Annotated in this window: 21 protein-coding genes and 1 pseudogene; 8 read left to right on the forward strand and 14 right to left on the reverse strand. The window is 71.0% G+C overall.

What is annotated here, in order from left to right; genetic code table 11:
• Nucleotides 1-16: 16 nt before the first annotated feature.
• A complete protein-coding gene (locus OG912_RS24235) occupies nucleotides 17-1,030 on the reverse strand; it encodes an aldo/keto reductase (protein WP_327711221.1) in 1,014 nt (337 codons plus the stop codon).
• 335 nt (nucleotides 1,031-1,365) lie between these two features.
• Here OG912_RS24235 and OG912_RS24240 point away from each other — a divergent pair, with 335 nt between their 5' ends.
• Nucleotides 1,366-1,605 (forward strand): DUF6243 family protein, encoded by a 240-nt coding sequence (locus tag OG912_RS24240; protein WP_326736097.1) that lies wholly within the window; start codon nucleotides 1,366-1,368, stop codon nucleotides 1,603-1,605.
• A 107-nt stretch (nucleotides 1,606-1,712) separates the two neighbouring features.
• Here the strand turns inward: OG912_RS24240 and OG912_RS24245 are convergent, their stop codons facing one another.
• Nucleotides 1,713-3,182, reverse strand: a complete 1,470-nt coding sequence (locus tag OG912_RS24245) for an MFS transporter (RefSeq protein ID WP_443061014.1) — start codon at nucleotides 3,180-3,182, stop codon at nucleotides 1,713-1,715.
• Nucleotides 3,183-3,292: 110 nt separating this feature from the next.
• On the opposite strand from OG912_RS24245, the gene OG912_RS24250 reads away from it, so the two are divergent.
• Complete coding sequence (locus OG912_RS24250; protein ID WP_443061100.1) at nucleotides 3,293-4,216, forward strand: helix-turn-helix transcriptional regulator; 924 nt, start codon at nucleotides 3,293-3,295, stop codon at nucleotides 4,214-4,216.
• A gap of 16 nt (nucleotides 4,217-4,232) precedes the next feature.
• On the opposite strand, the gene OG912_RS24255 is transcribed toward OG912_RS24250, so the two are convergent.
• Together OG912_RS24255 and bla are read right to left on the reverse strand one after the other, a co-directional pair.
• Nucleotides 4,233-5,732, reverse strand: coding sequence for an MFS transporter (locus OG912_RS24255; protein WP_327711223.1), 1,500 nt, complete (start codon nucleotides 5,730-5,732; stop codon nucleotides 4,233-4,235).
• Nucleotides 5,733-5,747: 15 nt separating this feature from the next.
• Nucleotides 5,748-6,722: a class A beta-lactamase gene (gene bla, locus OG912_RS24260; protein WP_327711224.1), complete on the reverse strand. Its 975-nt coding sequence runs from the start codon at nucleotides 6,720-6,722 to the stop codon at nucleotides 5,748-5,750.
• A gap of 160 nt (nucleotides 6,723-6,882) precedes the next feature.
• Here bla and dusB point away from each other — a divergent pair, with 160 nt between their 5' ends.
• From dusB to OG912_RS24280, 4 genes are all read left to right on the forward strand, one after another.
• Nucleotides 6,883-8,031, forward strand: a complete 1,149-nt coding sequence (gene dusB, locus OG912_RS24265) for a tRNA dihydrouridine synthase DusB (protein WP_327711225.1) — start codon at nucleotides 6,883-6,885, stop codon at nucleotides 8,029-8,031.
• A gap of 548 nt (nucleotides 8,032-8,579) precedes the next feature.
• Nucleotides 8,580-11,291 (forward strand): pyruvate, phosphate dikinase, encoded by a 2,712-nt coding sequence (ppdK, locus tag OG912_RS24270; protein ID WP_327711226.1) that lies wholly within the window; start codon nucleotides 8,580-8,582, stop codon nucleotides 11,289-11,291.
• A 531-nt stretch (nucleotides 11,292-11,822) separates the two neighbouring features.
• Entirely contained in the window at nucleotides 11,823-12,842 is a 1,020-nt protein-coding gene (locus tag OG912_RS24275; protein WP_327711227.1) for an ArsR/SmtB family transcription factor, read from the forward strand.
• 160 nt (nucleotides 12,843-13,002) lie between these two features.
• Entirely contained in the window at nucleotides 13,003-13,419 is a 417-nt protein-coding gene (locus OG912_RS24280) for a VOC family protein (RefSeq protein WP_327711228.1), read from the forward strand.
• A 58-nt stretch (nucleotides 13,420-13,477) separates the two neighbouring features.
• Here the strand turns inward: OG912_RS24280 and OG912_RS24285 are convergent.
• From OG912_RS24285 to OG912_RS24310, 6 genes and pseudogenes are all read right to left on the reverse strand, one after another.
• A pseudogene (locus tag OG912_RS24285) lies at nucleotides 13,478-13,873 on the reverse strand (translocation protein TolB); the annotation flags it as partial.
• Nucleotides 13,874-13,938: 65 nt separating this feature from the next.
• Nucleotides 13,939-14,772 (reverse strand): RNA-guided endonuclease TnpB family protein, encoded by an 834-nt coding sequence (locus OG912_RS24290; RefSeq protein ID WP_327711229.1) that lies wholly within the window; start codon nucleotides 14,770-14,772, stop codon nucleotides 13,939-13,941.
• Nucleotides 14,769-15,413 carry a helix-turn-helix domain-containing protein gene (locus tag OG912_RS24295; RefSeq protein WP_327711230.1) on the reverse strand — a complete coding sequence of 215 codons (645 nt, stop codon included), beginning with the start codon at nucleotides 15,411-15,413 and terminating at the stop codon, nucleotides 14,769-14,771. The genes OG912_RS24290 and OG912_RS24295 overlap by 4 nt, the downstream gene beginning before the upstream one ends.
• A 329-nt stretch (nucleotides 15,414-15,742) precedes the next feature.
• On the reverse strand, nucleotides 15,743-16,114 hold the full coding sequence (gene nirD, locus OG912_RS24300; RefSeq protein ID WP_326736088.1) for a nitrite reductase small subunit NirD: 372 nt from the start codon (nucleotides 16,112-16,114) through the stop codon (nucleotides 15,743-15,745).
• The gene (gene nirB / locus OG912_RS24305) at nucleotides 16,114-18,708 is read right to left on the reverse strand and encodes a nitrite reductase large subunit NirB (protein ID WP_327711231.1); all 2,595 of its coding nucleotides are present in this window, start codon (nucleotides 18,706-18,708) and stop codon (nucleotides 16,114-16,116) included. Before nirB ends, nirD begins: the two co-directional genes overlap by 1 nt.
• 1 nt (nucleotide 18,709) lies before the next feature.
• Nucleotides 18,710-19,924: an NAD(P)/FAD-dependent oxidoreductase gene (locus OG912_RS24310; RefSeq protein WP_327711232.1), complete on the reverse strand. Its 1,215-nt coding sequence runs from the start codon at nucleotides 19,922-19,924 to the stop codon at nucleotides 18,710-18,712.
• Nucleotides 19,925-20,106: 182 nt separating this feature from the next.
• Between OG912_RS24310 and OG912_RS24315 the strand changes: the two genes are divergently transcribed.
• The gene (locus OG912_RS24315; RefSeq protein ID WP_326736085.1) at nucleotides 20,107-20,895 is read left to right on the forward strand and encodes a sulfite exporter TauE/SafE family protein; all 789 of its coding nucleotides are present in this window, start codon (nucleotides 20,107-20,109) and stop codon (nucleotides 20,893-20,895) included.
• Between the two features lie 15 nt (nucleotides 20,896-20,910).
• On the opposite strand, the gene OG912_RS24320 is transcribed toward OG912_RS24315, so the two are convergent.
• The 4 genes from OG912_RS24320 to OG912_RS24335 all read right to left on the reverse strand — a co-directional run bounded on the left by OG912_RS24320 (nucleotide 20,911) and on the right by OG912_RS24335 (nucleotide 24,175).
• Complete coding sequence (locus tag OG912_RS24320; RefSeq protein WP_326736084.1) at nucleotides 20,911-21,534, reverse strand: class F sortase; 624 nt, start codon at nucleotides 21,532-21,534, stop codon at nucleotides 20,911-20,913.
• A 119-nt stretch (nucleotides 21,535-21,653) separates the two neighbouring features.
• Complete coding sequence (locus tag OG912_RS24325; RefSeq protein WP_327713659.1) at nucleotides 21,654-22,460, reverse strand: hypothetical protein; 807 nt, start codon at nucleotides 22,458-22,460, stop codon at nucleotides 21,654-21,656.
• Between the two features lie 382 nt (nucleotides 22,461-22,842).
• On the reverse strand, nucleotides 22,843-23,304 hold the full coding sequence (locus OG912_RS24330) for a DUF5990 family protein (RefSeq protein WP_327713528.1): 462 nt from the start codon (nucleotides 23,302-23,304) through the stop codon (nucleotides 22,843-22,845).
• Between the two features lie 70 nt (nucleotides 23,305-23,374).
• On the reverse strand, nucleotides 23,375-24,175 hold the full coding sequence (locus OG912_RS24335) for an aminotransferase class IV family protein (RefSeq protein WP_327711233.1): 801 nt from the start codon (nucleotides 24,173-24,175) through the stop codon (nucleotides 23,375-23,377).
• Nucleotides 24,176-24,296: 121 nt separating this feature from the next.
• Between OG912_RS24335 and OG912_RS24340 the strand changes: the two genes are divergently transcribed.
• Nucleotides 24,297-24,920 carry an NADPH-dependent FMN reductase gene (locus OG912_RS24340; RefSeq protein WP_327711234.1) on the forward strand — a complete coding sequence of 208 codons (624 nt, stop codon included), beginning with the start codon at nucleotides 24,297-24,299 and terminating at the stop codon, nucleotides 24,918-24,920.
• Nucleotides 24,921-24,961 lie beyond the last annotated feature (41 nt).

The raw sequence follows: 24,961 nt of genomic DNA on the forward strand, positions 1-24,961 counted from the left end.
TGACCGTACCCGGAGGTCAGCGCTCGCTGTCCAGGTGGGCCATCTGGCTGTCCGGGTAGCGGGCGCCTGCGGCCGCGCCCGCCGGGACGGCCACCCCGATGGCGGCGAGGTCGGCCGCGTCCAGCCGCACGTCCAGCGAGCCGAGGGCCTCGGTGAGCCGGTCGCGGCGGCGGGCGCCCACCAGCGGCACGATGTCCGTGCCCCGGGCGAGGACCCAGGCGATGGCGATCTGCGCGACCGTGACGCCCTTCTGCTCGGCGACCTTGCGTAGCGCGTCGACCAGGTCGAGGTTGTGCTGGAGGTTCTCGTCCTGGAAGCGGGGGCTCATGGACCGGAAGTCGCCGGCGGCCAGCTCGCGGTCGCGGGTGAAGTGGCCGCTGATCAGGCCCCGGGAGAGCACCCCATAGGCCGTGACACCGATGCCCAGCTCGCGGCAGGCGGGCAGGATCTCCGCCTCGATGGAGCGGGAGATCAGCGAGTACTCAATCTGCAGGTCCGAAACCGGGGCCACGGCCGCTGCCCGCCGGATCGTGTCCGCGCCGACTTCGGAGAGCCCGATGTGGCGGACATGGCCTGCCTCGACGAGCTCCGCGATCGCGCCGACGGTCTCCTCGATCGGGACATCCGGGTCGACGCGGGCGATCCGGTAGATGTCGATGTGGTCCGTGCCCAGCCGCTGCAGTGAGTAGGCCGCGAAGTTCTTGACGGCTGCGGGACGGCCGTCGTATCCGGTGAAGCCGCCTTCCACGGTCCGCAGGGCGCCGAACTTCACGCTGGTCAGCGCCTGTTCGCGGGCGGCGGCGGGGGCGGTGCGCAGGGCCTCGTTGATCAGCAGCTCGTTGTGCCCCATGCCGTAGAAGTCGCCGGTGTCCAGCAGCGTGATACCGGCGTCGAGTGCGGCGTGGATCGTGGCGATCGACTCGGCGCGGTCGGTCTCGCCGTACAGCGCGGACATGCCCATGCAGCCGAGGCCGAGCGCGGAGACCCGCGGGCCGGTGGAGCCGAGGGTGCGGGTGGGGAGGGCGGTCATGAGGAACTCCTGGGCGGGCGGAGGAAGTGGATGGGTGTGGGGGAGCGCCGGGGTGGGGCGCTCTGCCTCAACTGTGACATGTGGACTGACAGATATCAATATCTGTCAGTCCAAGTTTCCTCCATCGGGTCATCCGCCACGCAGGGAGCCGGGTGAGCAGGCCGCTCACGCGCAGAAAACGGGGTGAGCGCGTCGCTCGGGGCGGGGTACCTTTGCCGCATGTCTCCGTTCTTCCAGATCTACGAGTGAGAGTGCGGCGGGTTCGACCACCCGCCGCCCACCGGACCGATCCAAGGTCTTCTCAGACCTCACTTTCACCATGAATGGGAGAACCCGTGGCCAAGAGCCGTAACAACCTTCTCGGCGTCGGCGGACAGCGCAAGAAGGTGTCCCGCGCCGAGCAGCAGGGCGCCGGCCCCGAGCGCAACGCCAACCGGAAGACGGCCGCCGAGCAGAAGGCGGAGCTGCTGCGCAAGATGCGCGAGCGCGCCGCCGGTACCGAAGCCGAGGCATCGGATGCCGCCGCCCCCGCCGAGCAGGACGCCCCGGAGCAGGACGCGCCCGCACAGAGCTGACGCCTCCGCACGGAGAACGCGCGGAGAGAAGTCCGCACCACCCGCACGACCGTGGGCCCGGAACACCTCAGGTGTTCCGGGCCCACGCCCGTGTCAACGCCCCGCTCTCACGCCACCGTGCGCGGCAGCCGCAGGCTCAGCAGCGCCGTCAGGGCGACCGCCGCCAGCTGGACCAGCAGCGTCACGATCAGCGCGTCCCGCATGCCCGCGCCCGGCGCCAGCGACAGGAACAGCGAACCGAGCGTCGCCACGCCAAGTGCCAGCGCCGCCTGCTGGGTCGTCGTCATGACACCGCCGCCCACGCCGGCCCGCTCCGGCGGCACGTCGGACAGGACGATGCGGAACAGGACGGGCAGTTGGAGTCCCTGGCCGAAGCCGGCGATCGCCAGCCCCGGCATCAGCCCGAGCAGCCCCAGGCCCGACCAGCCGAGCCACACCGTCAGGGCGAGCACGACGACGCCGGCCGCCTGGATCAGCCCGCCGGCCGTCACCACCCGGCTGCCGTGACGGCGCACCAGCCGCGGACCGGCCAGCGAGGCCGCGAAGAAGGCCACCGCCATCGGTGCCATCGACAGGCCCGACTCCGCCGGGCCCAGCTTCAGCCCCTGCTGGAGCGCCACGGCGATGACGAACATGAAGCCGCCGAAGCCGATCGAGAACGGCACCACGAGCGCCAGCCCGCGCCGCAGCGAGTCCAGCCGCAACAGGCTCGGCGGGACCAGCGGAACCAGCCCGAGCCGGTCCGCCCGCCGCTCCACCCGGTAGAAGGCGACCGCGGCGAACGGGAACAGGGCCAGCGACACCCAGGTCCACAGCGGCCAGCCCGCGGCCCGCCCCTCGGTGAGCGGTGCCAGCAGCGTCACCAGCGACACGGCGAGCAGCAGCGTGCCCGGTACGTCGATGGGCGCCGGCCGCTCCGAACGGGTCTCCGGCACCGCACGGGCCGCCAGGAACAGCCCGACGGCCGCCACCGGAACGTTGACCAGGAACACCGAGCGCCAGCCCGCGCTCTCGCCGAACACCGACGACAGCGGCGCGGCGGCGACCAGCACCCCGCCCAGGATCTGGCCCGCGACCATGGAGAGCCCGGCCGTGGCCCCGTACAGGCTCATCGCCCGGGCCCGCCGGTGGCCCGAGGTCGCCGCCTGGATGGTGGCGAGCACCTGCGGCAGCATCAGCGCGGCCGCGGCGCCCTGGGCGACCCGCGCCCCGACCAGCGTCCAGGCGTTCGGCGCGAGCCCGCAGGCCAGCGAGGTGAGCCCGAACGCGGCGATGCCCAGCAGGAAGAGCCGGCGCCGGCCGGCCATGTCGCCGAGCCGGCCGCCGAGGACGAGCAGGACGGCGTACGAGAGCCCGTACCCGGCGACGACCAGTTCCAGCAGCGCGGGACCCGCGGCGAGGTCGTGGTCGATGGTGGGCAGGGCGACGTTGACGATGAAGAAGTCGATCAGCGGAAGGGCCGCGCCCAGCAGCACGGTGAACAGCCCCAACGCGCCGAGCACCGGGGCGGGGTGGTCGTGCCGCACCACGGAGGCGGTGGCGGTGTCTGTCTTCGGCAGTACGGAGGATTCACTCACGACACCGACGATCGCTCTTCCCGGAGCCTGGTACCAGAGTGTCTTTATCCTGGTACAAGAAGCACCTGCCATGGCTTCGGCCGGTCCCGCATGCTGGAGGAATGACGACGATGGTGACGGCAGCCCGGAGGGACCCGGAAGCGCCTCGGAATCCGGCGGCGGCTGTCCCGGACGAGTCCGGGACCGAGATCCGGCGGCACGAGCTCGCGGACTTCCTGCGCAGCCGTCGGGAGCGGATCACCCCCGAGCAGGTGGGGCTGGTCCGGGGCGGCCGCAGGCGCACCCCGGGGCTGCGCCGCGAGGAGGTCGCCCAGCTCTCCGCCGTCGGCGTCACCTGGTACACCTGGCTCGAACAGGCGCGCGACATCCAGGTGTCGCCCCAGGTCCTCGACGCGCTCGCCCGCGCCCTGCTGCTGGACCGCAGCGAGCGCACCCATCTGTTCTCCCTCGCGGGGGCGGTGGACCCGGCGCCCGGCACCGAGTGCCCGAGCATCACCCCGGCGCTGCGCACCCTGCTGCGGCAGCTGGAGCCGATCCCCGCCTGCGTGCAGAACAGCCGGTACGACATCCTCGCCCACAACCGCACCTATGGCCGGATGCTCTGTGACATGGACGCCGTCCCGGTCGCGGACCGCAACGTCATGCTGCTGGCCTTCACGAACGAGGAGTGGCGAACCTCCGTCATGGACGTGGCCGCGGTGACCCGCCTCATGACCGCGAAGTTCCGTGCGTCGATGGCCGGACACCTCGCCGAGCCCGCCTGGAAGGCGCTGCTCAAGCGGCTGGAGGCGGCATCACCGGAATTCCGGGAGACCTGGGCGCGACACGAGGTCCTCGGCCCCGGCGCCCGGTCCAAGATCTTCCGCAACGCCCACGTGGGGCTGCTGCGCCTGGAGACCACCGACCTCTGGCTCGGCCCGTCGTCCGGACCGAGGCTGGTCACCTACGCACCACGTGACGAGGAGACCCGCGAGCGGCTGGAGCGGCTTCAGGCGTTCGTGGTCGACGCCGAGGACCGGCCCGCGGGCGCGTGAGTGAGGGGAAGCGGCTTCAGGCCCTGGTGCTCGACGCCGAGGACTGACCCGTGGGCGCACCGGACGGGGCCGCGACCGCAGGCTCCTCCAGCCGTTCCGCGGTCCGGCGGGCGGTGCCCCGGGCCCAGCGCCCGCTGCTCACCATGCCGACCAGCAGGACGCACACCCCGCAGCCGGTGATGATCCACCAGGCGGCCCTGCTCGCCGCGACGAAGTCGTCCGCCGACCCGCTGCCGTACGAGGAACCCGCGCCGGCCACGCCCGCCGCGAGGACCGCGCCGATCACGGCGACGCCCAGCGTCTGGCCGATCTGGCGGCTGGTCGAGGCGACCGCCGCGGCGACGCCCGCCTGGGAACGCGGCATCCCGGCGACGGCGGTGTTGGTGATGGGCGCGTTCACCGCGCCGAAGCCCAGGCCGAACAGCACATAGGCGGTGAACATCGACGCCGTGCCGGTCTCGGCGTCGAACGCCGCGAACATCAGCCCGCTCGCCGCGATCGCGACGCCCGCGACCAGCAGCGGGATGCGCGGCCCGCGACTGGCGACGAGCCGGCCCGAGAACGGCGACAGGACACAGACCACGGCCGCCATCGGCAGCATGTGGAGACCGGCGTCGAGTGCGCTCAGGCCCCGCACGTCCTGGAGATAGAGCGTGTTGACGAAGAGGAAGCCGCCGAGAGCGGCGAAGGCGCTGACGGCGATGACGGTGGCCCCGCTGAAGGGGACGCTGCGGAAGAACCGCAGATCGATCAGCGGGTCGGTGCGCCGGGCCTCGTACACCAGCAGGCCGGTCAGTGCGGCCGCCGCGAGCACGGCGAAGAACAGGATCTCCGCCGAGGCCCATCCCTTCTGCGGCGCCTCGATGATCGCGTAGGTCAGCGAGCCCAGCAGCGTGATCACCAGCAGCTGGCCCACCGGATCCGGCCGGCGCGCCTTCGGGGCGCGGGACTCGGAGACGTACCGCCAGGTCAGCAGGAGCGCGGCGATACCGACCGGGAGGTTGATCCAGAAGATCGACCGCCAGCCGACCGAATCGACCAGGAGACCGCCGACCACCGGTCCCGCGGCCAGGGAGATGCCGACGACAGCGCCCCAGACACCGATCGCGCGGGCGCGTTCGCGTGGGTCGGTGAAGGTGTTGGTGATGATCGACATCGCCACCGGGTTGAGCATGGAGCCACCGACGGCCTGCACCATCCGGAACGCGATGAGCGTCTCCAGGCTGGGCGCCAGCGAGCAGAGCGCCGAGCCCAGGGTGAACAGGACGAGCCCGGCCATGAAGACCTTGCGTCTGCCGATCCGGTCGGCGGTGGAACCCGCGAGCATCAGCAGGGAGGCAAGGACGAGCGTGTACGCGTCGATCGTCCACTGCATCCCTGCGACGCTCGCGTCCAGGTCATGGCGCATGGCGGGCAGGGCGACGTTGAGGACGGTGTTGTCGAGACTGACGATCAGGAGGCTCATGCAGCAGATCGCCAGTACGAGCATCCGCCGTCGGTGGCTGAGCTCAGGCATGCATGGATAGTACGGCTAACTAACGACTTCCGCTGCCAGTACCTCGGCGACTCCGGCCACCAGCGGATGGTCACCCACGGCGTCCGCATCAGGTTTGGTCGTCAGCACCGCCAGCACGACCGGGGCCCCGTCGGGTGTCCAGGCGATGCCCACATCGTTGCAACTGCCGTACGAGCCGCCACCGGTCTTGTCCGCGACGGTCCACTCCGGTGGCAGCCCGGCCCGGAAACGGGTCCCGCTGGTCCGGCAGTTCAGCAGCCAGCCGGTCAGCAGCTCGCGGTCGCCCGGGTCCAGCACGTCCCCGAGGACGAGCCGGGCGTAGTCGCGCGCGATGGCGGCCGGGGTGGTGGTGTCCGTGCGCCGCCCGGGTTCGGCCGAATTGAGGTCGGGCTCCCAGCGGTCGAGGCGGGTCACCGGATCGCCGATCGAGCGGCTGAAGCGGGTGACGGCGCGGGGGCCTCCGAGCTCGCGCAGCAACAGGTTGGCCGCGGTGTTGTCGCTGTCGCAGATCGCGGCGTCGCAGAGCTGTGCGATGGTCAGCCCGCTCGCGATGCATTCCGGGGTGTCGGTGACCCGGGAATCGGAGACGCAGTCCTCCTTCGTGTAGCGCACGAGCCGGCCGAGTACCTCGCCGTCGCGGTCCAGATCCCTCAGCACGGCCGCAGCGGCGAGTGTCTTGAACGTGGAGAGCATGGGAAAACGCTCGTCGGCCCGGTGGCGGACGCCGGCCCCGGTGGCCAGGTTGTACGCGAACGCGCCGACCCGGGCGCCATGGACGTGTTCCAGCTCGCGCAGCCGGGCGGTCGCTGACCCGGGCCCGGGGGTCCGTGCGGCGGCCCGGGAGGGGCCCGCGGCGGAGAGGAGCAGTGCACCGGCTGCCCCTGCCGTGCCGAGCGAGAGCAGGGCGCGGCGGGTGGGGGCCGTGTCAGTGCCGGTGCCGGTCGCCGAGGTCGTCGGCGCGGTACGGCCTAAGGGGCGGGTGGGGTTCATGGTCGCCATGTCCTTTGTTCGCCGATCGGATAGCGGTCCTCTCACGCTACGTGTGCGGACCGACAACGGGCCCACGCCACCCGGCCCACGCCACCCGGTCCGCCCCGACCCGCCCCCCGCCGTCACCGGAGCAGTTCCCGGCGTACGCGACAATGGGGGAATGACCACGCTCGCCCCCTCGCCCCAGCTGCTCCGCATCGGCCCGCACACCGTGCAGCCACCGGTGGTCCTGGCCCCCATGGCCGGCATCACCAACGCGCCCTTCCGCACCCTGTGCCGGGAGTTCTCGGGCGGCAAGGGGCTGTTCGTCAGTGAAATGATCACCACGCGGGCGCTGGTCGAGCGCAACGAGAAGACCATGCAGCTCATCCGCTTCGACGCGACCGAGACCCCGCGCTCGATCCAGCTGTACGGAGTGGACCCGGTCACGGTCGGCAAGGCCGTCCGCATGATCGTCGACGAGGACCTCGCCGACCACATCGACCTGAACTTCGGCTGCCCGGTCCCCAAGGTCACCCGCAAGGGCGGCGGCTCGGCACTCCCGTACAAGAGGCCGCTGCTGCGCGCGATCCTCAACCAGGCCGTCTCCAACGCGGGCGAGCTGCCCGTCACCATCAAGATGCGCAAGGGCATCGACGACGACCACATCACCTTCCTCGACGCCGGCCGGATCGCCGTGGAGGAGGGCGTCACTGCCGTAGCCCTGCACGGCAGGACGGCCGCCCAGCACTACGGCGGCACCGCCGACTGGGACGCCATCGCCCGGCTCAAGGAACACGTCCCGGAGATCCCCGTCCTCGGCAACGGCGACATCTGGTGCGCGGACGACGCCCTGCGGATGATGCGCGAGACCGGCTGCGACGGCGTGGTCGTGGGCCGCGGCTGCCTGGGCCGCCCCTGGCTCTTCGGTGACCTGGTGAGCGCGTTCGAGGGTACGGAGACGAGGCAGGCGCCCACCCTGCGCACCGTCGCGGACGTCATGCTGCGGCACGCGACGCTGCTGGGGGAGTGGATCGGTGACGAGACCCGAGGCGTGATCGACTTCCGCAAGCACGTGGCCTGGTATCTGAAGGGCTTCGCGGTCGGCTCCGAGATGCGCAAGAAGCTGGCGATCACCTCGTCGCTGGAGGAGCTCGGCTCCCAGCTGCACGAGCTGGAGCTGGACCAGCCGTGGCCGGACGGCGCCGACGGCCCGCGCGGGCGCACCTCGGGCAACAACCGGGTGGTGCTCCCGGACGGCTGGCTGAAGGACCCGTACGACTGCGCGGGCGTCAGTGCGGACGCGGAACTGGACACGTCGGGCGGCTGACGAGCCCCTCCGGGAGGGCACCGGGTGCCCTCCCGGAACCCATGCTCATCTGAGCGTCTTATCTCGCGAGAATCGGCCGATCGGGCCAGGAAGTGAGCTCCGGTGCACCCGTGAGACTCGATTAGGTGCCGCTGTGTGACCTGTGGACCACCCGGAGCCACCTGGGAGGCGTCCGGATGGTGACATCTGAGCGGCCGCCCCGGCGTGATTCTCGCCACCTTGAGAAGGGTGACGCTCATGTGAGCGCAACCTGACCGGTTGCACTTCTCAAATGATGGCACTGGGTGCCAGGCGCCTTCATTTTGATCGATCGACGCTTCCGTTACCGGACGTCACGAATCGCGCGTGAAACGTAGGCGCTTCGTAGTGATGTGTTTATTTCTTGAACGTGAAGGTTCGATCGGCTCACTCCTGGGGTCACTTTCGATCTGCTGGCGGACGGGTGGTTGAGGCCGCATGACGGGCAAGTGGACGTACCGAGACACCTTCGATCTGGGTATGTTCCTCGCCGTCAGGGCAGCCACCGCGTCGTCGAGGAGTCGAGACTCGTGTCGGAAAACGAAGACCTTCAGAAGTTCGTCTACGACTTCACCGAGGGCAACAAGGAACTGAAGGACCTTCTCGGCGGGAAGGGTGCCAACCTCGCCGAGATGACCAACCTCGGGCTTCCCGTCCCTCCGGGATTCACCATCACCACCGAGGCGTGCAAGGTCTACCTGGACAGCGGCGACGAGCCGGCCGCCCTTCGCGACGAGGTGAGTGCGCACCTCGACGCCCTTGAGGCGCGGATGGGCAAGAAGCTCGGCCAGGCCGATGACCCGCTGCTGGTCTCCGTCCGTTCCGGCGCCAAGTTCTCGATGCCCGGCATGATGGACACGGTTCTCAACATCGGCCTCTCCGACGCTTCCGTCGTCGGCCTCGTCGCCCAGTCCGGCGACGAGCGGTTCGCGTGGGACTCCTACCGCCGTCTGATCCAGATGTTCGGCAAGACCGTCCTCGGCGTCGACGGCGACCTCTTCGAGGAGGCGCTGGAGGCCGCGAAGGACGCCAAGGGCGTCACCGTCGACGTGGATCTCGACGCGGCCGACCTGAAGAAGCTGGTCAAGCAGTTCAAGAAGATCGTCACGCGGGACGCCGGGCGCGACTTCCCGCAGGACCCGCGCGAGCAGATGGACCTGGCCATAAAGGCCGTCTTCGACTCGTGGAACACCGACCGGGCCAAGCTCTACCGCCGTCAGGAGCGCATCCCGGGCGACCTCGGCACCGCGGTCAACGTCTGCTCCATGGTCTTCGGCAACCTCGGCCCCGACTCCGGTACGGGTGTCGCGTTCACCCGTGACCCCGCCAGCGGCCACCAGGGCGTGTACGGCGACTACCTGCAGAACGCGCAGGGCGAGGACGTCGTCGCGGGCATCCGCAACACCGTGCCGCTCGCCGAGCTGGAGTCCATCGACAAGAAGTCCTACGACCAGCTCATCCAGATCATGGAGACGCTGGAGACCCACTACAAGGACCTCTGCGACATCGAGTTCACCATCGAGCGCGGCCAGCTGTGGATGCTCCAGACCCGGGTCGGCAAGCGCACCGCCGGTGCCGCCTTCCGGATCGCCACCCAGCTCGTCGACCAGGGGCTCATCGACGAGGCCGAGGCGCTCCAGCGCGTCAACGGCGCGCAGCTCGCGCAGCTGATGTTCCCGCGCTTCGACGACGACGCGAAGACGGAGCGGCTGGGCCGCGGCATCGCCGCGTCGCCGGGCGCCGCGGTCGGCAAGGCCGTCTTCGACTCGTACACCGCGGTCAAGTGGTCCCGCTCCGGCGAGAAGGTCATCCTCATCCGCCGCGAGACCAACCCGGACGACCTCGACGGCATGATCGCCGCCGAGGGCATCCTGACCTCGCGCGGCGGCAAGACCTCGCACGCGGCCGTCGTCGCCCGCGGCATGGGCAAGACCTGTGTCTGCGGCGCCGAGGACCTGGAGGTCGACACCAAGCGCCGCCGTATGACGGTGGGCGGGCGGGTCATCGAGGAGGGCGACGTCGTCTCCATCGACGGCTCGACCGGCAAGGTGTACCTCGGTGAGGTACCCGTCGTACCGTCGCCGGTCGTCGAGTACTTCGAGGGCCGGATGCACGCGGGCGCCGACGACGCCGACGAACTGGTCGCCGCCGTGCACCGGATCATGGCGTACGCGGACCGGGTGCGCCGGCTGCGGGTGCGGGCCAACGCGGACAACGCCGAGGACGCCCTGCGGGCCCGCCGCTTCGGCGCCCAGGGCATCGGGCTGTGCCGCACCGAGCACATGTTCCTCGGTGAGCGCCGCGAGATGGTCGAGAAGCTGATCCTGGCCGACACCGACCAGGAGCGCGAGACGGCCCTGGAGCAGCTGCTGCCGCTCCAGAAGGCCGACTTCATCGAGCTCTTCGAGGCGATGGACGGACTGCCCGTCACCGTACGGCTGCTGGACCCGCCGCTCCACGAGTTCCTGCCCGACATCACCGAGCTCTCGGTCCGGGTGGCGCTCGCCGAGTCCCGCAAGGACGCCAACGAGAACGACCTGCGACTGCTGCAGGCCGTGCACAAGCTGCACGAGCAGAACCCGATGCTCGGTCTGCGCGGAGTCCGGCTCGGTCTGGTCATCCCCGGCCTGTTCGCCATGCAGGTGCGGGCGATCGCCGAGGCCGCGGCGGAGCGCAAGAACGCCAAGGGTGACCCGCGTGCGGAGATCATGATCCCGCTCGTCGGCACGGTCCAGGAGCTGGAGATCGTGCGTGAGGAGGCCGACCAGGTCATCGCCGAGGTCCAGGCCGCCACGGGCACGAACCTCAAGCTGAAGATCGGCACGATGATCGAGCTGCCGCGCGCCGCTCTGACCGCCGGCCAGATCGCCGAGGCCGCGGAGTTCTTCTCCTTCGGCACCAACGACCTGACGCAGACGGTGTGGGGCTTCTCCCGCGACGACGTGGAGGCCTCGTTCTTCACCGCGTACCTGGAGAAGGGCATCTTCGGGGTGTCGCCGTTCGAGACGATCGACCGGGACGGCGTGGGTTCGCTGGTACGCAGCGCGGTCGCGGCCGGCAAGGCCACCCGGCCCGACCTGAAGCTCGGTGTCTGCGGCGAGCACGGCGGCGACCCGGAGTCGGTGCACTTCTTCCACGAGGTGGGCCTGGACTACGTCTCCTGCTCACCGTTCCGTATCCCGGTGGCCCGCCTGGAGGCGGGCCGGGCGGCTGCCCAGTCGCGGGGCAGCGACAGCCGCTGAGGCGGGCAGGACCACTGATTCCGCGGGCTGTCGCGGGACCGGACGACCCTCATCGGTCCGGTGGCGGCCGCGGAATTCCCGGAGGCGGCGGCACCCTGTGCGGGGGTGCCGCCGCCTTGTCATGTCCACGGACTTAGGTGCGCGTGCGGTGCCCGCACCGGGCAGCGCGCCGGAATGTGAGCGCTTTCTGCGGGGCGGGTATTCCATTGCTTCGTTTAATGCGCAAAGAGATGAGTCCGGAACGGACCGGGGTGCGGTCCGGGGATCCCCATCCCCGGACCGCACCCGGCTTACTCCCGTCGAGCGCGGAGCCGCACCGTCACCAACCGCCGCCGAGCGAGCAAAACCCCCCACGGCCTTCACTCGCTCTTCCGGAGGCTCCGGAATCGCACCCGACGTCGTACAGCCTTTCGGGTGACGGTGGTTCGGGGCGAGACGTTTCACCTCTGGCCGAAACCCCGTGGTGACGTGTAGTTACCCTTCGCATACTCTTGCGCGGGGGCAATTGCAGGTGCAAGGGGTGGGGGTTCGGTGCTGCGTATCCATGTCTCCGGATGGGACCTTTCCAAGGTGCGGATGGCCACCGGGCCGGACGCATTATGGGAGACCATTCTCAGCTTTCACCGGCTGAGAGACCGGCGGGCTTCCACGGTGTTCGGGAAATGGCGCGCCGAAGCGCGGCCGCGGTTGAATGGTGAAGTACGTCTGCTGTCCGCCGTGGTTCCACCGCATGGCTATTTCCCGGACTTCCTGACGCCTTCTCAGGAAGGCATCGCCGAACCCATGGACTTCGCCGCCGGAATGGAGGCCCTGCGCGACACCCCGCCCGAGCGGCTGCAGGCCGAACTGGCGGTGCTGGGCGCCCAGGGAGCGGCCGGTGGCCGCGGCGCGGCCCGCAGGCCGGTGCGCCCCGTGGCGCTGGACACGCTGGGGGAGGGGCGCGCCGAGCCACTGGGCCGGCTCATCGGGGCCCTGCGCGCCTACCACCGGGCAGCCGTCGAGCCGTACTGGCCACATATCCAGGCCCGCATCGAGGCCGACCGCGCCGTCCGCGGCCGGGCGCTCCTGGACGGCGGCGCCGACGAGCTGCTGGCCTCGCTCCCGCCGGTGATCCGCTGGCGGGCGCCCGTGCTGGAGGCGGACTACCCGGTCGACCGCGAACTGCACCTGAACGGCCGCGGCCTGCTGCTCCAGCCGTCCTTCTTCTGCCGCGGCACCCCGGTCGTCTACCGCGACCCGCTGCTCCCGCCGGTGCTCGTCTACCCGGTGACCCACACCGCCGCCCCGGTCTTCGCCGAACCGGGCCCCTGGCTCGGCCGGCTGCTCGGAAACACCCGGTCGACGGTCCTGAAGGTCATCGGCGACGGCTGCACCACCAGCGAGCTCGCCCGCCGGGCCGGCGTCTCCCTCGCCTCGGCGAGCCAGCACGCCAGCGTGCTGCGTGAGGCGGGCCTGGTCCACACCCTGCGCCACGGCAGCTCGGTCCTGCACACCCTCACCCCGCTGGGCGGCTCGCTGCTGAGAGGCGGCGCGCCGCTCGCCGTGTCCTGAGCGGGACCCCGGCGCGGCCGATGAGGTTTTCCGTCCGGCGCCGCGCGGGAAGGATTTTTCGTCCGGCGCCGATGAGTTCCCGGCGGCCCGGTCGTCTACCTGTCGTCAAGCGTTCGAGAACAGCGCACGGGAACCACACCACCGAGAGAGTGAGACGGCCATGCCTCAGATGATCTTCGTGAACCTGCCGGTCAAGGACATCGAGACGACCAAGGGCTTCTTCGGCAAGCTGGGGTTCTCCTTCAACCCGCAGTTCAGCGACGAGCGCACCGCCTGTCTCGTCATCAGCGACACGATCTTCGCCATGCTCCTGGAGGAGCCGCGCTTCAAGGACTTCACCAAGAAGGAGATCACGGACGCCTCGACGCACACCGAGGTGATCCTGGCGCTGAGCGCCGAGAGCCGCGAGAAGGTGGACGAGCTGGCGGACGCTGCCCTCGCCGCCGGCGGATCGCCCGCCAACGAGACCCAGGACCTCGGCTTCATGTACGGCCGGTCCTTCCAGGACCCCGACCACCACATCTGGGAGGTCATCTGGATGGACCCGGCGGCTGTCGAGGCCGGCGGCCAGGCCTGACGAACCACGGCGCAGCCGTGCGGCGCCTGTGGCAGGCGCCGCACGGCCGTGGTGCCGCTCAGCCGCGGAACGGCCCCGTGACCTCGTAGGTGATGCCGCCGGTCGAGCTGCCGCTCGTCCCGCGCTGCGAGGAGAAGTAGAGCCGGGTGCCGTCCGGGGAGAACGCCGGACCGGTGATCTCCGATCCGGACTGGCCGCTGATCCGCAGGAACGGGGCGACGGGGTCGTCCGGGGTGATCAGGCAGATCTCCATGTTCCCGCCGTCCTCGGCGACGTACAGGTCACCCGACGTGGACCGGGTGACGTTGTCGACACCCGTCAGCGGGGCGCTGCCGCCGGTGACCAGCGAGTCGTCGTAGACGAGCGAGATGCTGGACGCGTTCGCGTCGTACGCCCACACCCGGTTGTCGCCCTTCGTGGTGAACCAGCAGGTGCCCGCCGCGTAGAAGCAGCCGTTGCTTTAATCATCAGTAGATCTCAGCAATTCCGGCGTTTCTGCCGGAATGGTCCGTAACGGTGTCACCAGAGTGCGAGTTGTGCTCTGGTGTCCTGTTGACGGTCTCCCGTTTCTGTCCCGGCTCTGGGGCTGGGGATTGTGCCACCTGCCCGCCCCGCCCGCGCCGTGTGGCGTGGGCGGGTGGTGCGGGTCTTGCGGTCGGCTCCACGGGGTTTCGACCCCACCACGGTGGGGTCCAGGTCTCCGGCCACTCCGGTACCTGTACTGCGAATGGTGCTGGTGTTGCGGGTCGCGAGGGCGAGCAGGTTGTGTCCGGCGTTCTCGTCCCGGTCCAGGACGAGCCCGCAGGTGTCGCACTCGAAGACGCGCACGCTCAGGGGCAGCTTGGCTTTCACCGCACCACAGCGTGAGCACGTCTTCGAGGAGGGATACCACCGGTCGGCCACGACAAGGCGTGTGCCGTGCCGGCGGGTCTTGTACGTGAGCTGGCGCCGGATCTCACCGAACGCCGCGTCCGCCACCCGGCGCGACAACCGCCGGTTGCGGCCCATCCCGGCCACGTTGAGGTCCTCTACCACGATCGTGCCGTACTCGGCGGTGAGGCGGGTGGTCAGCTTGTGGAGGGTGTCCTCACGCAGGTTCGCCACCCGGTGATGCACCTTGTTCCGGACCCGGTTCGCCTTTTCCCACCGCCGGGAAGGCTTCCGCCCGGTGCGCCGGTCGGGGCCCTGCCTCCGGGACACGACCCGGCTGGCCCGGCACAGTTGCTTCTGCGCGCGGTCGAGGTGGCGGGGGTTGGGTTCTGCAGTCACGGCGCCGTCGCTGTCGGCGAGGACGGCGAGGGTTTTGACGCCCAGGTCGATCCCGACCGCAGCATCGGGGCGGGCGACCTTCACCAGAGGTTGCTGTTCCTCGACCTGGAAGGAGACGAACCAGCGCCCCGGTGCAAACTTACCGTCGCGGACAGGATGCGCATGGTGCCCGCGTCGATACGGGCGCGCAGGTCGGAGCGGTGTTCGTGGAGGCGGATCGTTCCGATCCTGGGCAGGGTGACATGCCTGCCGTCCGCCTCGATACGAATCGTGCCCGTCGTGAACCGGCACGATCGACGGGCCTTCCGCTTCGACTTGAAACGCGGAACACCCACCCGCGCACCCTTGCGCTTCCCACTCTTCGATTTCGCGTAGTTGTCGAACGCAGCCGACGCATTGGCGAGGCCAGTGTTGTAGGCCTCCTTGGAGTTCTCCTCCCACCACCCCGCGAAACGCGGATCGGACCGCTTTGCCTCGTTGAACGCCTTCCGCAACGACGGCAGCGACCACGACCGCCACGGCGTCAGCCCGTCCTCCGGGATACCGTACGAGGCTTCGGCCTTGCGCTGCCGCCACACCGCCGTGACATACCCGACCGCCCAGTTGTACGCGGCCCGCGCAGCACCCGCATGCGAATGCAGACGGGCTCCGGCCGTGGCGTTCGGGTCCAGAGCCAGCTTGTGCGCGGACACGGTGAAGCCCGACTGCGGCGCGAACTTCTTCACGCACTCACCCCGTCGGGGCAGCGGCAACAACTCCACAGCTTCACCACATCAGCATATTCGCAGACAACACCGCACAACTACTGAAAGAAATAGGAACAGTTGTTTACCCCCGCCACAGGGTGCCGCCGAAGGCCGCCGCCGAGCCGCCGATCACCGCTGTGCGCAAGAAGGTCCGACGTTCCACGATCACTCCACGGGTGACGTGAGGGCCCGCCGGTCCGGTCGGCCCGGCGGGTCGAACGTCAGGACAGTAGAGGGACGCAGTTGACGGAGCGTCAACAGCCGGTGAACGGGCCGGGATCAGTCCGCACGGACCGGTCCCGGTCCCGTCAGTCCGCGCGGACCTCGAAGACCGGCACCGAGACCTCGTCGTCGTCCAGGCAGGCACCCGTCGCCAGGTCGAAGCGCTGCTTCAGGAGCGGGGAGGCGACGAACGGCTGCCCGCCGTCCGAGCCGACCAGCCCGCGCGAGAGGACGTACGCGCCGGTGAACGGATCGCGGTTGTCGATCGCGTACGTACGTCCCGCCCGGTCCACGAACAACGCGACCTGCCGGCCGTCCGGGAGGAGGGCTGCGACCCCGCGCCCCGGCGTCAGCAGCGAGCGGTCGCAGACCGTGAGCCAGTCGTCCCCGGCGGCGAGCCGGATGACCCGGGTGTCCTGCGTGGTCTCCATCGTCCCGTTCATCGTCTGGGTCGTCATCAGGAGGCGGTCCCTTCAAGAGTGCGGATGGCGAGAACCGGGCCGGCGAGGATGTCCAGGTCGGGCTTGACCTGGTCGCGTTCCGGGACGAACTTCACCGACGGGTCGGGTGCGTCGGGTGCGTTGACGAAGGTGACGAAGCGGCGCAGTCGCTCCGGGTCGTTGATGGTCTCGGCCCACTCGTCGCGGTAGCCGCGCACATGGTCGGCCATCAGCCGCTCCAGCTCGTCGCAGAGCCCCAGCGAGTCGTGGACGACGACGTCCCGTACGTGCTCCAGGCCGCCGTCGATGCGGTCGAGCCAGGTCGAGGTGCGCTCCAGCCGGTCCGCCGTGCGGATGTAGAACATCAGGAACCGGTCGATGAGGCGCACCAGTTCGGCATCCGACAGGTCCTGGGCGAGCAGGTCCGCGTGGCGCGGGGTGGCGCCGCCGTTGCCGCCCACGTACAGGTTCCAGCCCTGGGCGGTGGCGATGATCCCGAAGTCCTTGCCGCGGGCCTCCGCGCATTCCCGGGCGCAGCCCGAGACCGCCGACTTCAGCTTGTGCGGGGAGCGCAGGCCGCGGTAGCGCAGCTCCAGGTCGATCGCCATCTTCACCGAGTCCTGGACCCCGTAGCGGCACCAGGTCTGCCCCACGCAGGACTTGACCGTCCGCAGCGACTTCCCGTACGCGTGCCCCGACTCGAAGCCCGCGTCGACGAGGCGGGTCCAGATCAGCGGCAGCTGGTCGACGCGGGCGCCGAACAGGTCGATCCGCTGACCACCGGTGATCTTGGTGTAAAGGCCGAAGTCCCGGGCCACCTCGCCGATCACGATCAGCTTCTCCGGGGTGATCTCACCGCCGGGGATGCGCGGCACGATCGAGTACGAGCCGTTGCGCTGGAGGTTGGCCAGGAAGTGGTCGTTGGTGTCCTGGAGGGCCGCCTGCTCGCCGTCCAGGACATAGCCGCTCGCGCCGACCGTGGGCGCCAGCGAGGCGATGACCGAACCGACCGTCGGCTTGCAGACCTCGCAGCCGTCGCCACCGCGCGCCGCCTCACGGCCGTGCGAGTCGAGCAGCTCGGCGTACGAGGTGATTCCCAGGGTCCGGACGATCTCGTACAGCTCGCTGCGGGTGTACGAGAAGCAGCCGCACAGGCCCTTGTCCTGGCTCTGCGGGAGCAGCTGGCCGATGACCTTGACACAACTTCCGCAGCCGGTACCGGCCTTGGTGCACTTCTTCACCTCGGGCAGCGTGGTGTGCTCGCAGATCGCGCCCTTGGTGACGTTGTGGCAGGAGCAGATCACGGCCTCGTCGGGCAGCGAGGACGGGCCGAGTGTGACCGGGCCGCCCGCGCCGGCCGGCAGGACCAGCTGCTCGGGGGCGACCGGCAGGACCGTGCCCGTCATCGGGCGCAGCGTGCCGTACTGGTCGGCGTCCCCGATGAGCACCCCGCCGAGCAGTGTGCCGTCCCGGCCGATCACCAGCTTCTTGTAGACGCCGGAGCGGGAGTCCGCGTACACGACGTCCAGGCAGCCCTCGGAGGTGCCGTGGGCGTCACCGAAGGACGCCACGTCCACACCGAGGAGCTTCAGCTTCGTCGACAGGTCGGCGCCGGTGAACGCCGCCTCGTTGCCCGCGATCACCGCGGCGGCCGTCTGCGCCATCTCGTATCCGGGCGCCACCAGGCCGTACACCCGGCCGTCCGAGGCCAGCGCGCACTCGCCGATCGCGAAGACCGCCGGGTCGGAGGTGCGGCACTCGTCGTCGACGATGATGCCGCCGCGCTGGCCGACCGCCAGACCGCAGTCCCGGGCCAGCTGGTCGCGGGGCCTGACACCGGCCGAGAAGACCACCAGGTCCGTGGCGAGGGACGAGCCGTCGGAGAGCGACATCCCGTTCACCGAGCCGTCCTCGCCCGCGGTGACCTCCTGGGTGCCGACGCCCGTGTGGACGGTCAGGCCCATGTTCTCGATGGTGCGCAGCAGCGCCGCGCCGCCGCCCTCGTCGACCTGGACGGGCATCAGCCGGGGCGCGAACTCCACCACGTGCGTGTCGAGGCCGAGCCCCTTCAGCGCGCCGGCTGCCTCAAGACCGAGCAGTCCGCCGCCGACGACCGCGCCGGTCGTCGCCGTCTTCGCGTACTCCTCGATCGCGAGCAGGTCCTCGATCGTGCGGTAGACGAAACAGCCCTCGCTGTCCTTGCCGGGGACCGGCGGGACGAACGGGTAGGAGCCGGTGGCCAGCACCAGCGTGTCGTAACGGAAGGTCTCGCCGGAACGCGCGGTCACCGTGCGCGCCTCGCGGTCCAGGGACTCGGCCGGGTCACCGACCCGCAGCTCGAAGCCGTGCTGCTCCATGAAGCCCTGCTCGACCAGCGACAGGTCCTCCGGGGTCTTCCCGGAGAAGTACGAGGTCAGCTGCACCCGGTCGTAGGCGGCGCGGGGCTCCTCGCACAGGACGACGACCTGGGCGGTGCCGGCGGTGGCCGTCAGCCCGCGGTCGGCGAGGGCCTCCAGGAAGCGCTGGCCGACCATTCCGTGCCCGACGACCACGATGGTCGGCGTGGCTGCTGCGGTGGAGGTGTGGGCGGTCGGGAAAGTGGACACCGGCATCTCAGAAGCCTCCGTCGTTGGTGAGCAGGTGGAGCAGGGACGTTTCGGCGGGGAGTGCTTCGTCGTCCTGCCAGGTGCGGGCCAGGGTGCCGACCGCGGCGAGATCGCCGAGCAGCACACCGCCCGCCAGCCGGTCGCCGCGGACGACGACCGTGCGGTACGCGCCCCGGGTGGCGTCGGCCAGCCGGATCACGTCGTCGCCGGGCAGCGGCCGGGAGTCGCCGAACGCCGCGAGATCGAGCGATCCCGTACCGGGGTCGGCCGGGCCGTTCAGGGTCAGCCGGGTCAGGGCCCGGGTGCCGTCGTACCGGGCGGGCCGCCCGGCCAGCACCTCGGCGAGCACATCGGCCTGCTCCAGCGCCGGGCCCGCGAGCCCGTACACGGTGGAGCGGTGCTCGGCGCAGTCGCCCACGGCATGGATGTACGGATCGGAGGTGCGCAGCTCGTCGTCGACGACGACGCCCTTGCGGACCTCCAGACCGGCCGCCTGCGCGAGGCCCGTCCGGGGACGCACCCCGCAGGCCAGCACGGTGATCTCGGCCGCCAGTTCGTAGCCGTCGGCCAGCTCCACGGCCCGCACCGCGCCGTCGGCGCAGCGCAGCCCGCGGACCCGGCACTCGGTGTGCACCTCGACGCCGAGCGACTCCAGATGGCGGCGCAGCAGCCCCGCCGACTCCGCGTCCAGCTGCCGCTCCATGAGGTGCTCGCCCTGCTGGGCCAGCACCACCTGGGCGCCGCACTCAGCCAGCGCGCGGGCCGCCGACACACCCAGGAGGCCGCCGCCGATGACGACCGCGCTCACCCCCGGCCGCACCGAGGCGCGCAGCGCCAGGCAGTCGTCGAGGGTGCGGAAGGCGTGCACCCCGTCCGGCATCGTGTTCCCGAGCCCGCGCAGCGGCGGGAGCACCGGGTTGGAGCCGGTCGCGAGCACCAGCCGTCCGTAGCGCACGACGCTTCCGTCGTCGCAGTGCACCAGCCGGTCCTCCCGGTCGATCCGCACCACCCGCACCCCGCGCCGGACCTCGGCCGGGGGGAGGGCGATGACGTCCGCCGGATAGCGCCCGGCCAGCACCTCGGCCAGCAGTACGCGGTTGTAGGGGGCGTGGGACTCCTCGCCGATGACGGTGACATCGGGCACCTTGGCGGCGAGGCGTGCGCCCGCCATCCCGGCGCCGATCACCACCACCCGCGCCGTGTTCTCCGTCTGTGTCCTCATGACAGGAAGCCTGACCGGGGGGTGTTACCCGTCCGGATCCCCACTGTTTCCCGGGAGGAACCTTGCGCTCAGCGCCGCCGGGAGGCGCCTGTGAGGGGCGGACACGGCGCCGAGCTCAGAATTGGCTCAAGAATCCCGAGCCGGTTGGACGTGACACGTACCGTTTCCTTAGGGTCGCGATCATGCCTGACATATCCCTGACCACCCTCGTCGTGCTGTGCCTCGCCGCCGCAGCGGCCGGCTGGATCGACGCAGTGGTCGGGGGCGGCGGGCTGCTCCTGCTGCCCGCGCTGCTGCTCGGACTGCCGCACGTCCCGGCCGCCCAGATCCTCGGCACCAACAAGGCCGTCGCGATCGTCGGCACGTCGGGCGCCGCCGTCACCTATGCGCGCAAGGCCCCGGTGAAGGTCGGCACGGCGCTGCGGATCGGTCTCGCGGCGCTGGCCGGATCGATGACCGGCGCGTTCTTCGCCGCCGGGATCAGCAGCGAGGTGCTGCGCCCGGTGATCATGGTGGTGCTGCTGGCGGTCGCGGCCTTCGTGATGCTGCGGCCCCAGTTCGGCCGGGCGGCCGGGGACGGCACCGCCCCTCGTGTCACCCGGGCCCGCACCGTCACCGCGATCGTCCTGGTGGGCGGCGGCATCGGCCTGTACGACGGGCTGTTCGGACCGGGCACCGGCACCTTCCTCGTACTGGCGCTCACCGCGGTGCTCCACCTCGACCTGGTGACGGCATCGGCCACCGCCAAGATCGTCAACGTCTGCACCAACGGCGGGGCCCTGGCGATGTTCGCCTACCAGGGCAACGTGATGTGGCAGCTGGCCGCACTGATGGCGGTGTTCAACCTGGCGGGCGGCCTGTTCGGGGCGCGGATGGCGCTGCGCAAGGGCAGCGAGTTCGTCCGCGGGGTGCTGCTGGTGGTCGTCTTCTCACTGGTGGCGAAGCTGGCGTTCGACCAGTGGCAGGCCTGACCGGCGCGGGGTCGCTCAGCGCACACCGGTGAGGTGGGCGTACGCCACCACGTTGCCCTCGTAGCCCGTGGCGTCGGAGAACCCGCCTCCGCAGGTGATCAGGCGCAGCGAGGCGTGCTCCGAGGCCCCGTACACCCGCCGGTCGGGGAAGTCCTTGCTGTCGTAGACCTCGATCGCGTCGAGGGAGAAGACGGCGGTGCGGCCGTCCTGCCGGAGGACCTCGACCGTGCTGCCCTTCTTCATGGACCCCAGGTCGTAGAAGACGGACGGGCCCTGGGCGTTGTCCACATGACCGGCGACGATCGCGGTGCCCTTGGCGCCGGGCGGGGTGCCGTCCTTGTACCAGCCGACGATGTCGGTGTTCCCGGCCGGCGGTACGTCGAGGCTGCCGTCCGGTCCGAGCCCGAGCCGCATCATCGGGGCGTCCACCCGGATGCTGGGGATCCTGATGCGGACGGGCGCCGAGGGCCGGAGCGGCTCGGCGACCGGCGATCCGGGCAGCAGTCCGGGACCGGCGGCGAAGGAGTCGGCGGAGGCCGGGGCCGGCGGGGTCAGCCGGGTGTCGGCGCCGTTGCGGATCAGCCAGAGACCGGCCAGCGCCGCGACGACGAGCAGCCAGCCCTTGGCCTTCTGGGACACGGTCGTCCTCCGGGTGACGGGGGCCGGACGGGCCGGCCCCGAAACGGGAATGGCCCCGTCCCGGTGGCGCAGGGCCACCGGGACGGAAACCGGGCGGTACGGAGAGGTGGAAGCCTCCGTCAGCTGCCGTCCTGCGTGCCGCTCGCCCGGCGACGCAGGAGCCAGGCTCCGCCGACGGCGGTCGCGGCGAGAACGCCGGCTCCCGCCGCGATCTGGGTGGTGTCCGGTCCGACGCTGCCGCCGATACCGGTCTTCACATGCCCCGTGGGGGCGGTGGGTGCGGCCGAGGTGCGGTGGCCGGAGGGGGTCTCGTAACCGCCGGACGAGCTGTCGTGCCCGGCGGAGGTCTCGTGCCCGGAGGGGGTCGGGCGCGCGGTGGGCGTGGAGCGCCCGGGAAGTGCGGGGGCGTCCGGCACGAGGGCCGCACCGGAGGCCTCGGCCTCGTCGAGCCCGGTGGAGTCGTACTCCTCGGAGTCGTAGAGGTCCGAGGGCAGGCCGGCGCCGGCGGGGGAGTCCTCGTCGGAGGACCCCGCGGCGCTGTCCTTGCCCGTGGTGCTCGCGGCCCTCACCTCGATCTCACCGGTGGCCTGCTTGCCGTTCTCGCAGGCCACGTCGATGCTGTACGGCCCCGGCTCGATATTGCCCGGCACCTTGAACGAACCGGCCAGGACCTCCTTGAGCGTGGCCGGGGCCAGCGCGAACTGCGAGGCGTCCAGGGCGCTCGCATCACCGGTGGCGCCGGTGTCGCCGCCGCAGGCGGTGGTGTTCACGGTGACCGTCGTGCCCGGGGCGGCACTCGCGGGAGTGATGTCCAATGGCGCCGCTTCGTCCCCGTACGCGGACGGGGCGGCGGCACTGAGGCCGAGCGCGGCAGCGGCGAGGGCCGCGGCGGCGGTGCCGGTCACGAGGCGAACAGGACTGCGCATGGGGGGTTCCTCCGAGCGGGGGCGGCGCGGGCTGGTGTGTCCTGGTCCCGAGCTAACGGCCGCTTCGCCACCCATGCCTGCTGACACCGGGTCAGCTTTCACCTGATCGGACCGGCGCCGCCTCCTTGCCAGGGCTCATGTGCGCAGGTCACAGCGGTGATGGTGGAGTGGGGACCCCGGCCTGCGGTGTCCGGTGCCGATCGGGTGATGTCGGCCGAAGGGGAAGTGGCGCACGTCACATGCATGACCCGGGTGTCTCCGGGCACACGATGCTCACCCCCCACGGGACGGCGAGTACAGCCGACCCCGGCCGCCGCCCTCACCGGGCCCACCCCCCCTGGGCCCGGTGAGGGCGGTTCGTCCTGTGCCGGGAGGTGCCCGCTCAGGCGGGCGCGGCGGCGGACCAGGTGATGACGGGCGGCCGCACCCGGCCGCACAGCGGCTGTCCCCTGTCGTCGGAGAGCGGCAGCCGTGCGGTGAGGTGCCCGGAGCGCGCGGCCGCTTCGAGGGTGTCCGCGTCGATGTCGGCGAACATCAGCTTGGCCCGCCGGAACATGGAGAACAGCCCGTCCCCGTCGACCGTGCCCCACGACAGATAGACGAACCGGCCGCCCAGCCGGTTCTGCACATACGGCCCGCTCACCTCGACGCCGTCCGGCCCGCCGGCGGCGGTGCAGTCCAGGGTCCAGCGGGCGGCGGGGGCATCGCCCGGGAGCAGCCCGAGGAGTCCATCGGGCCGGTCCTTGCGCTGGACGCCCACATGGATGTTCTCGCGACCGGCGAAGTCGCCGCCGGGCCCGCAGTCGCGGCCGGGCAGGTGTGAGCCCTCGATGTGGATCTGCATGCGCGGCGGGGGTCCTTCGTCGGGAGTCTGCATGAGCTCCATGGTCCACCCCGCCCAGGGGGTGGGGTGATCAGACCCTGTCCCAGGGGGCGGTCTCGTACGCCGCCGTCAGCCGCTTCATCAGCTCCTCGTCCACCGCGAACGCCGTGTCGTCGATCCGGGCGACCGGCGCCATGCCCTGCGAGTTGGTGACGAACGCGGACCGGTAGGCCGCCAGCCCGTCCTTCGTCACCGGGCGGCGCACCGACCGCACGCCCGCGCCGGGCAACTCCTGTTCCAGCAGGGCCATGGTGATCCCCAGCAGTGCGGGCGCCTGTGGCCAGACGACAGAAGTTCCGTCCCAGAAGCCGATGTTGGTGATCGCGCCCTCGGTCACCTCGCCGTCCGGCAGGGTCAGCAGCGCGTCGTCGAACCCGGCCCGGCGGGCGAGATCCCCGTAGTACGTCTGGCCGAAGTCGCCGGGGCGCTTGAGGTGCGGCGCGGTGCGTGCGTACGGGACGGACTTCAGGCCGACCGGCGCGGGGTTCATCCGGGCCGGCCCGCGCACCGTGACCATGACGGTCGTCGCGGCAGCGCCCGGCGGGCGCAGTCCGTGCACCCGCACCGAGGCGTCGGCCGTCCCCGCACCCTTCAGCGCATGCCGGACGAGCTCACGCACCCGGCCGCCGTCCAGGGGGAGTTCGAAGAGCTCCCGGTTCCCGGAGTCGAGCCGTTCCAGATGCAGTTCCAGGCCGCGCACCCGGCCGTCCCTCACCTGCATGGCCGTGAAATGGCCGTAGGTGAAGAAGGCGGCCGCCCGCAGATCGTCCTCGGTGGCCGGATGCCCGTCGAACTCGGCGTAGGGGAGCGGTGCGGCTGCTGGAGTCGTCATGCCGTCCACCGTATGCCGACCCGTGTGGCGGGCGGGCTGTCACGCCGTCCGCCGTTGGCCGGCCCGCACTTCGGTGCGGGCCGCTTGACCTCAAGTGTGGTTGATGTACGAGCCTCTTGCCATGGACCTCACCACAGCCGGAAACACGGCCACCGCTCTGCCCGACACCGCCCCCCTGAAGGTCGCGGTCATCGTCGCCAGTAACCGCGAGGGCCGGTTCGCGCCCGTCGTCGCCGACTGGTTCCGCTCCCGGACCGACGGCCACCCCGGCATCGAGACCGACCTGCTCGACGTCGCCGGACTCGATCTCCCAACCGCACTGTCCCGCCGTCCCGGACCCGAGGACCAGGCCCTGCTGGCCGAGGTCTCGGGCCGGCTGGCGGCCGCCGACGCTTTCGTCGTCATCACCCCCGAGTACAACCACTCCTATCCGGCCCCGCTCAAGAACCTCATCGACTGGCACTTCACCGAATGGCAGGCCAAGCCCGTCGCCTTCGTCTCCTACGGAGGGGTGTCCGGCGGTCTGCGCGCGGTCGAGCACCTGCGGCAGGTCTTCGCCGAGCTGCACGCCGTCTCGATCCGCGACACCGTCTCGTTCCACAACGCCGGCGCCCTCTTCGACGACGAGGGCAGGCACCGCGACCCGGTCGGCCCCGACGCCGCGGCGAAGTCCCTCCTGGACCAACTGGTCTGGTGGGGGCGGGCACTGAGGGGCGCCAGGGCCGCGCACCCGTACGGAGCCTGACAGCGGGGCGCCACCGCCTGACCGACAATCGGGAGGAGGAC

The sequence above is a fragment of the Streptomyces sp. NBC_00464 genome (assembly GCF_036013915.1).
In the GTDB taxonomy this organism is placed as follows: Bacteria; Actinomycetota; Actinomycetes; order Streptomycetales; family Streptomycetaceae; genus Streptomyces.